Source organism: Pseudoalteromonas sp. 0303 (genome assembly GCF_013349995.1).
Taxonomy (GTDB): domain Bacteria; phylum Pseudomonadota; class Gammaproteobacteria; order Enterobacterales; family Alteromonadaceae; genus Pseudoalteromonas.
This window is the reverse complement of sequence record NZ_JABVXF010000021.1, coordinates 83,896-90,780: the sequence shown is the minus strand read 5'-3', so window position 1 is coordinate 90,780 and position 6,885 is coordinate 83,896. Positions and strand designations below refer to the sequence as shown.

The 6,885-nt window shown below is 38.5% G+C and carries 5 protein-coding genes; 3 read left to right on the top strand and 2 right to left on the bottom strand.

What is annotated here, in order from left to right:
• Window positions 1–309 precede the first annotated feature (309 nt).
• The 3 genes from HUS62_RS14415 (at window position 310) to wecB (ending at window position 3,937) form a co-directional block, all read left to right on the top strand.
• On the top strand, window positions 310–1,290 hold the full coding sequence (locus HUS62_RS14415; RefSeq protein ID WP_175080067.1) for a D-glucuronyl C5-epimerase family protein: 981 nt from the start codon (window positions 310–312) through the stop codon (window positions 1,288–1,290).
• A gap of 233 nt (window positions 1,291–1,523) precedes the next feature.
• The gene (wecC, locus tag HUS62_RS14410; RefSeq protein ID WP_175080066.1) at window positions 1,524–2,762 is read left to right on the top strand and encodes a UDP-N-acetyl-D-mannosamine dehydrogenase; all 1,239 of its coding nucleotides are present in this window, start codon (window positions 1,524–1,526) and stop codon (window positions 2,760–2,762) included.
• A 59-nt stretch (window positions 2,763–2,821) separates the two neighbouring features.
• A complete protein-coding gene (gene wecB / locus HUS62_RS14405; protein ID WP_175080065.1) occupies window positions 2,822–3,937 on the top strand; it encodes a non-hydrolyzing UDP-N-acetylglucosamine 2-epimerase in 1,116 nt (371 codons plus the stop codon).
• An 88-nt stretch (window positions 3,938–4,025) separates the two neighbouring features.
• Here wecB and HUS62_RS14400 read toward each other — a convergent pair whose 3' ends face one another.
• Both HUS62_RS14400 and HUS62_RS14395 read right to left on the bottom strand, forming a co-directional pair.
• Window positions 4,026–5,441, bottom strand: coding sequence for a phosphomannomutase (locus tag HUS62_RS14400; RefSeq protein WP_175080064.1), 1,416 nt, complete (start codon window positions 5,439–5,441; stop codon window positions 4,026–4,028).
• A gap of 1 nt (window position 5,442) precedes the next feature.
• On the bottom strand, window positions 5,443–6,861 hold the full coding sequence (locus tag HUS62_RS14395; RefSeq protein WP_175080063.1) for a mannose-1-phosphate guanylyltransferase/mannose-6-phosphate isomerase: 1,419 nt from the start codon (window positions 6,859–6,861) through the stop codon (window positions 5,443–5,445).
• Window positions 6,862–6,885 lie beyond the last annotated feature (24 nt).

The following is a 6,885-nucleotide window of genomic DNA, read 5'->3' as shown; positions in this document are numbered from 1 at the left end:
TAGTGACAATGTGGGCGTTATTAGATCAGAAAAGAGGCGGATGTTAAAGCCTTTTTACAAAGTGCGATCCCGCCGTGGGGTATAGAGTATAACCCTACAACGGTTGCTCAATATGCCTTACAGCTATATAGCCAAACAATTCACCGTAAGGGTGACGAATTAATTCCAAACAATTCTACTTGGGATTTATATACGGGGTATTCAGCTGGTAGCGAGGTAAAGTACTTATATAACAGTGAGTTACGCAAGAATGTAAAGCAGTTTGTCGGTAATGATTTATCACACGGCTATAAGCTTGCAAATCCTCAGTTGCTTTCAAGCCTAAGCGATGCAAGCATTATTAGCTGGAAAGTAAACCCAGTTGAAAACTTTCGCTTTTACTTTCGGGTTAAAACAAATTTAGGTGAGAAATACATCACCTATTACGATGGAAATGATGGTAAAGAATTACCTTCAGTCCAAGGTGATTATATATATATCCCGGTCAAGACAGAGCCTGGAGAGTGGTCAACAATTGTAAGAAATTTACAAAGAGACCTAACAATTAAGGATGAAGCACTGCAGCTTCAAAGCGTTGAAAGCTTACTGTTAAGGGGAAGTTTAGAGCTATCAGATATTAAAGTGTATTCAAATGATGACTTTTCTGATTTCTTTACTCAAAACGACTGGTTGGTTGAAAACCAAGACTTGAGTGGTGGTTGGCCATATAACTTTGATTTCTTATTTTTTGTTAATCGAGTTGAAACCTTAAACAGTGGCTGGTATTCCGCGATAGCTCAAGGGACGGGAATTTCAGCCTTAACTCGGGCATACCAAATTTCAAACAATGAAAAATATATACAGGCAGCGGAATATGCTGCAGATATTTACACTACACCTGTTGAGGAAGGTGGAGTATTAAGATATTGGCAAGGTAATGAAGAGTTTCCATTCTATGAAGAATACCCAACAACCCCTGCGAGCCATGTATTAAATGGATATCAATTTTCATTATTGGGTGCCTACGATTTATGGCAGGCGACAGGTGATATTGAGTACAAATCAATTTACAAAAAAGGCGTAGGAACTTTAAAAGAAATTATTCCTTTATATGATACTGGACACAGGACAAATTATGATTTGACCTATTACACAGCGAAAGCTTACCCAAACCATGCTAATTGGCATTATCATACTGTTCACATTGACATGATGATGGCACTTAATCATATCGAGAAAGATGATCCGTTTGTTGATTTGATAGAAAGGTGGAAGGGCTACATGAAAGGCAACCACGTTAGCCGAGATTAACTAGTAGAATATATCTCATATTAAAAGGCATTAAATTTATGTAATGCCTTTTAATGTAGAATGTGTAATGCTTTCTTCGTACCTTATCTAAAAAGAGATCAAAAACCAAGCTTAACTTTCTAAGTTATTAACTCTGGTTATAGATATTGGTAACAACTCTTATACATTTTTTTTAGCGTTTTTCTGACTAATCAAGCTATAATAGCTGCAATTTTTACCAGTTTGGAGTCATGATGGAATTTAAGAGTGTATCAGTCGTAGGCCTTGGCTACATTGGTTTACCTACAGCGGCGGTTATTGCTTCTCGTGGGATTAACGTTATTGGTGTAGATGTAAGCCAGCATGCAGTAGATACAATTAATGCAGGGAATGTACATATCGTAGAGCCAGATCTGGATATGGTTGTGCGTAGCGCTGTTAAAGCGGGTAATTTAAAAGCCACTACTCAACCAGAAAAAGCACAGGCGTTTATGGTTGCGGTACCGACTCCTTTTAAAGAAAATTATGAGGCTGATCTATCATATATTGAAGCAGCAGCTAAATCTATTGCACCAGTACTCGAAAAAGGTAACTTAGTTATCTTAGAATCGACGTCACCGGTAGGTGCAACTGAAGAATTAGCTAGATGGTTAGCTGAAGCTCGTCCTGATTTAACTTTTCCGCAAACACACGGGTCTGACGCAGATATCAATGTAGCACATTGTCCAGAACGTGTTCTTCCTGGTCATGTTTTACGTGAGTTAGTTGAAAATGACCGTGTTATTGGTGGTATGTCAGAAGCATGTTCAACTAAAGCTGTTGCTTTATATAAAACCTTTGTGGTTGGTGAGTGCTTACTTACTAATGCTAGAACGGCTGAAATGGCCAAATTGACTGAAAACTCATTCCGCGATGTAAATATTGCCTTTGCCAATGAATTATCAATGATATGTGATAAATTAGGTATTGATGTGTGGGAGCTTATCAAGCTTGCAAATCGCCATCCGCGAGTAAACATTTTAAACCCAGGGCCTGGTGTAGGTGGTCATTGCATCGCAGTTGATCCTTGGTTTATTGTTAGTTCTGCCCCCGATACTGCAAAGCTTATTCGTCAAGCCCGAGAAGTTAATGACAGCAAGCCACATTATGTATTAAAACAAATTACAGATGCAGCTGATCAGTTTAAGAAACCAGTGATAGCATGCTTAGGTATAGCATTTAAAGCTGATATAGATGATTTACGAGAAAGCCCAGCTTTAGATATCACAAAAATGTTAGCTGAAAATAATAATGCAGAAGTATTGGTTGTTGAGCCTAATATTGATGAGTTGCCTAAATCATTAATAGACTTAGGTGTAAAGTTAGTTTCACTTGAAGAAGCGCTTGAGAAAAGTAATACCCTTGCAGTATTGGTCGACCATAAAGAGTTTAAACTTTTACCACCAGAGAGTGTTGCAAAGAAAGTGGTTGTTGATAGCCGCGGTATTTTTTAAATAATAAGATAATAAATAAAAGCCTGCCTTTTGGCAGGCTTTTGCATGTAGGAAAGTAAATGAAAGTATTAACAGTATTTGGTACGCGACCAGAAGCAATAAAAATGGCGCCACTGGTATTAGCTTTAAATGAAAACCCTCACATAGAATCAAAAGTCTGCGTTACTGCCCAGCATAGAGAAATGCTAGACCAAGTGCTTGCTTTATTTAATATCACCCCAGATTTTGACCTGAATATTATGAAATCAGGGCAAGACCTATACGATGTGACAAGTAAAATTTTGTTAGGTTTACGCGATGTGCTTGAAGAGTTCAAGCCGGATTGGGTTCTAGTTCATGGTGACACAACGACGACATTTGCGGCATCAATGGCTGCATTTTACAAACAAATTAAAGTTGGCCATGTTGAAGCTGGTTTAAGAACTGGCAACTTATATAGCCCTTGGCCAGAAGAGGCTAACCGAACTTTAACAGGTGTTATAGCAGCAAAGCATTTTGCTCCTACACAAGCATCGGCAAATAACCTTTTGCATGAGCATGTTTCAGAGTCTGATATTGTGATTACCGGTAACACTGTTATTGATGCATTATTGCAAGTGAAAAATGAAGTGCTGCCAACAGCTGCAACTCAAAGTTCTATGGCAGAGAAGTTTACAGATATCGTTGATAAACCATACGTGCTGATCACAGGGCATCGCCGAGAGAGTTTTGGTGGTGGATTTGAGCGAATTTGCGAATCTATCTCACAGTTAGCTACTAAGTACCCGAATTTTAATTTTATTTACCCTGTACATTTAAACCCTAACGTACAAGAACCTGTTAATCGTTTGTTGGCAGATAAAAGCAATGTGAAATTAATCGCACCGCAAGATTACTTACCATTCGTGTATTTAATGGACCGTTCTTATTTGATTTTAACAGATTCTGGCGGCGTGCAAGAAGAGGCCCCAAGCTTAGGTAAACCAGTACTTGTAATGCGAGATACAACAGAGCGCCCAGAAGCTGTGGCCGCAGGTACAGTTAAGCTTGTAGGTACAGATGTAGAAAAAATTGTAGACTCTGTTAGTGAACTAATTGAAGACAGCAATTTATACACAACAATGAGTAAAGCACATAACCCTTACGGCGATGGCAAAGCATGCAAACGTATAATTGATGCATTGTTGAACGCATAATTAAAAGGCCAATGTTAGTTATATTAAACTAACATTGGCCTAGAAGCTAAAACGCAATTTTTCAACTGTCACAATGTAATTGTTTTAGCTAAAGTGTTTTTATTGCATTAAGTACAGTCTGAACTAATTTTTCTGCTTCTTCTTGATTACCGCACTCTGCATAACACCTAAGCTCCGGAACATTACCAGACGGCCTTAGGTGAATAATATCACCATTTTCGAAAGTCATTCTAAAACCATCCGTTTTATCAATATTTGTCAAAACATTGCTTAATTTTAGTTTTGGTAGCCACAAAGATGAGTTTTGACTAATGTCGTGTATCAGCTGTAAGCTTTTATCTCTAGCAAAATCCTTAATTCGATCGCTTGCTGTAAAGCGTTGAGGGAGTAACTCAACTAACTTCGAAATAGTTGTTTGTTGTAGTTGACTTAAAACTACGATGGCGGGTAATACAGCATCTCTTGTTGGAAGAGGTGAAATTGATCTACCATTAACCTGAACTGTTGAGGCTAATAGGTACCCCCCGTTTGCTTCAAAACCAGCAACTGTTGCAAATTTTTTCGTAAGATCTTCAAATTCACTAATAACGTATGGAGAGCCTATCTTCGTTCGAACTACTGACTTAAATGAATCCGATTTTTCAATTGCAGAGTTACAACTAACCGGTGTTGATAATGCTTCAATGTTCAATAACTTGGAACAGATTAGCCCTAAAACATCGCCTCTTAACCACTCTCCATTTTCATCTGATAATAGTGGGCGATCACCATCACCATCAGTAGAAAATAGAGCGTTTAATTTATATTCTTTCACCCACGCACGTGCAAGCTGCTTATCTTCAAAAGAAACTGCTTCAGTATCTATGGGAACAAACTCATCACTGCGACCAAGAGCAATCACTTCAGCACCGAGCGATTCAAATATGTCACAATAAATATCACGCCCTGCACTTGAGTGTTCATAAATACCAATGCGCTTACCTACTAGTAAATCGCTCGGAAACACATCTATGTTTCTTTTTATATATAAAGATTTAGCTTCATCTCTGTATACAAGGTTGGGTAAATTAGCTAAAGAGTTAAATTTGACATCGGCGTTTAAAATAGCCACTTCATCACTTTTGGTTATTTCGCCATTCGGGCGATAAAACTTTAGTCCATTACGGTCAAATGGGATATGGCTACCAGTAACCATAATCGAGGGTATAGCTTGCTGCATAGCATAAAAAGCCAGAGCAGGAGTTGGAATAACACCGCAGTAAAATGTTTTAATATTTACTTGTTCAAGTCCGGCGCTTATTGCTTGCGCCATTTGGTAACTGCTCGGACGGTTATCAATGGCTAATGCGATTGTGGTTACTTCACCTTCTTGCTGCATAACATGAGCAAAGGCCAGCGCAAATGCGGCGCATACATCGGGTGTAAAATCGCTCACCAATCCGCGTGCCCCAGAGGTGCCGAAGGATATATTTGTTGACTCTAAAAGTTTTATGGAATCAATCAACCTAAACTTCCTTCACTCTGCCGTATTTATCTTCGAAGCGAACTATATCATCCTCGCCTAAGTAAGAGCCTGACTGAACCTCAATGAGTTCAAGGTTTACTTTTCCTGGGTTTTCTAATGCATGCACTGCGGCTATAGGTATATATACAGATTCATTTTCTGTAATGAGCTTAATGTCATTATTTACTTGAACTTTAGCGGTTCCAGAAACAACTATCCAGTGTTCAGCTCTGTGATGGTGCATTTGAACTGACAATTTCCCACCAGGCTTAACAGTTATACGTTTAACTTGGAAGCGCTCTCCATTATCAATTGAATCATATTTTCCCCATGGGCGATAAACTTCTCGATGAACAGTGACTTCAGAACGCTCTTCATCTTTTAATAGGTTAACAATATGCTTAATGTCTTGAGAGTTATTTCTATTTGCGACGAGAATGGCATCTTTAGTATTAACTATGACTAAATCTTGTACATTTAAAGTCGTTACAAGTTTACTGTCGCCAAAAATGAGCGAGTTCTGAGTGTTAAAACACTTCACATCACCGAATATTGCATTGCCATCAGAGTCTTTTTCTGAAATATCCCACAACGCAGAAAAGCTACCTACATCGCTCCACTGAGTATCTAAAGGAACGACTGCCGCACTTTCAGTCTTCTCCATAACGGCATAGTCTATTGATTGACTAGGGCATAGCTCAAATGCCTCTTTATCAATTCTAATAAAGTCCATATCATTTTTTTGAATTTTTATCGCTTTTTCGCAAGCTGCATAGATTTCTGGGTAGAAAGTTTTTAATTCTCTTAAATAGCTACTTGCTTTAAACATGAAGATGCCTGAGTTCCAATAATATGAGCCAGTAGCAATCAGCTCAGCCGCTTTTTTAGCATCTGGTTTTTCAATAAAGCTATTAACTTGATAAGCGTCTTGATGGCTGAGAGCTTTTCCTCGTTTAATATAGCCATAGCCTGTTTCAGGTTTATTCGCAACAATGCCAAAAGTAACAAGTTTTTCTTCGCTTGCTAACGCCTTTGCGCATTCAATACTGCGCTGAAAAATTTCGTTATCATCTATAACATGATCGGCAGGCAAAACGAGTAAGCACGGATCATCGTTATTTTCGAGTGCTTTAAATGCCGCAAGTGCTATTGCTGGTGCTGTATTTCTACCCATAGGCTCTAGGAAAATACCACTGTGAGTAATCCCTAGTTGACGAATTTGCTCTGCAGTAATGAAGCGATGTTCTTCGTTACAAACGACCATAGGTGGTTGTGCATTTAATCCATCAAGGCGCTGTAATGTTTGTTGTAACATAGTTAGCTTTCCATCGAGGGAAAGAAATTGCTTAGGGTAATTACTACGAGACATAGGCCATAAACGAGAACCAGACCCGCCAGCTAGAATTATTGGTAAAATCATAAGATCTTTTCTTAATAAAGTTAT

Coding starts and splice junctions, on each gene's coding strand:
- wecC (WP_175080066.1), top strand. CDS start 1,524: ATGGAATTTAAGAGTGTATCAGTCGTAGGCCTTGGCTACATTGGTTTA.
- wecB (WP_175080065.1), top strand. CDS start 2,822: ATGAAAGTATTAACAGTATTTGGTACGCGACCAGAAGCAATAAAAATG.
- HUS62_RS14395 (WP_175080063.1), bottom strand. CDS start 6,861: ATGATTTTACCAATAATTCTAGCTGGCGGGTCTGGTTCTCGTTTATGG.